At 34.3% G+C, this 2,108-nt stretch carries 1 protein-coding gene; it reads right to left on the bottom strand.

Going from position 1 to position 2,108, the window contains the following annotated elements; genetic code table 11:
* On the bottom strand, positions 1-2,108 hold a 2,108-nt coding region (locus tag RM529_RS16990; RefSeq protein WP_311485940.1), incomplete at both ends, for a TonB-dependent receptor domain-containing protein.

Raw genomic sequence — 2,108 nt, 5'->3', positions numbered from 1 at the left:
CTTTTTGATTTCCGAAATCATAAGATAGCGAAATTCTGAAATTTCTGGAACTTTCGTTTTGCCGGTAAACCTGTTTAATTCCGTTTACCGTAGAAACGTAATTGTCTAAACTTGCTGAATTAAAAATGTCGCTAAATAAAAATGACACTTTTAAGCCATTTCTAAAGTTATGTTGTAAACCTAGAGATAAATCAAACATTTCCCCGACACTGTATAAACCCCTGTTGTGCTGCGAACTGTAATAGGAATTTAGTTGTAATTTGGTTTTTTCACTTAAAGGAAATGTGTTGTTGGAGGTGAAGTAAACCTGAACACCATTTTTAGGTGTGGCACCAAAATCCTCGACGAATTTTGTATAATAGCCTAAAAGATTGATGCTATTTTGACTATCTAGCCAGGAGATTTTATTAAAAGAAAAGCTTTCGGTGAGTCCGTAATTGTATTGTTTGAAAAAATTCTCCCGGGTAATAATTTGAGTCTGATTTTCAGCATCGGAAGTGAAAACAGTTCCATAACCATCTGTGGTCATATTTAAGAAAATACTTGAATTCAAATTCTTTTTATATAAATGGGAGAACTCAAAGTTATCTGAAAAAGAAGGCTGTAAAAATGGATTCCCCACACTATAGCTATTGGAATTTATATAAAAGCGAAAGGGATTGAGGTTTCTGAAATTGGGTCTATTAATTCTTCGCCCGTAGGACAGCCCAAAATTATGAGCTTCATTTTTAGCGAAAGAGAGGTAAATGCTTGGGAAAAGTTTTGTGTATTTATTTACTGTTTCCCGGTTGATTTCTGCATTAACCCCTTTCGTCTTGGTGTCTTCTAAACGCAATCCAACCTGGATTTTTAGTTTTTCGCTTAAGGCAGTATTTCCAGAAATATATCCAGCCAAAACATCTTCCTGGTAATCAAATTCATTGGATCTGTTGGGGTCTAAAACAGCAGGGCCGGAGAGCTTATCATAATATAATACATCACTGTTTGTCCTGGTGAAACTTCCTTTTATTCCGAAAGAAAGATTTACTTTTTTGAAGGGGAAATCCAGATCCATTTTAGCGCTTAAATTCTCTATTCCCTGATTAGCTATATTTAAAGCTGCGGAATTTATTCCCTGGGAATTGCCGGAATTATTAAATTCTTCTGTAAAAAAGTCGCGGCTATTTTCTGAATTGAATGTAAAGTAGTCTGCATCAAAAGAAATTCTTTTCCCTAAAGAATCTAATTGCGTGATGCTATGAAAATTTAAGCTATGGTTTCTATTATTCACAATATTATCTCCTTCATTCACTAGTGTTCTTTCTAAATTACCATCATTATCAAAAATTGAAGAAGTTGTTGTACCATCTATATCTGGTTGGGTAGTGTTTCCGAGATACTGTAGGCCAAAAGTTGTTTTAGGAGAAATTGCGTAATCAATTAAGAAGCGTCCGGAAAACTGGTCCTTTCCTAATTGTGAATCTATATCTATATCCCAATTGTTGGTGGGATAATTGATAAATAAGCCTTCTAAATTCTCAATACTTCCTATAGTACCATGTAGACTCCCTGAAAAGGAAATATTATTTTTAGTATAGAAAAAATTATTACTGATGCTGGTAAAACTATATCTATTCTGATTGTAGGAAACTGTAGTTGAATTTCTCCAGGAATCCATGATTTCTTTTTTTAGGATGATATTGATTAATCCCCCATTACCGGAAGCTTCATATTTTGCGGGCGGCGTTGTAATTACTTCTATTTTTCGAATATCACTTGCTGCTATTCCATTTAAAAAACTAGCTAATTCATCACCCTCCAGAGGAGAAATTCTCCCATTAATCATTAACTGAGTAGCCCCTTTACCCAAAATTTCTATAGATCCATTTAAAACCCGGATGCCAGGGGTGATTTTTAAAACATCCAATCCATTTCCTCCGGTTGATGCGATACTTTTTTCCACATTAAAAACCAGCCTGTCCATTTTTCGTTCTATCAATCTTTTTTCTGCCGTAAGAACAATTTCATTTAAGGATTGCGCATCTTCTTTCAGAATGATGGTATCTAAATTTATATGCTTATCGACTTCAATAAGTTTTTTATAACTGGCATAACCGATGAAACTAATA

The sequence above is a fragment of the Autumnicola edwardsiae genome (assembly GCF_031846505.1).
GTDB lineage: Bacteria > Bacteroidota > Bacteroidia > Flavobacteriales > Flavobacteriaceae > Autumnicola > Autumnicola edwardsiae.
Note: the sequence above shows the minus strand (reverse complement) of the source record. Positions and strands in the feature narration are given on the sequence as shown.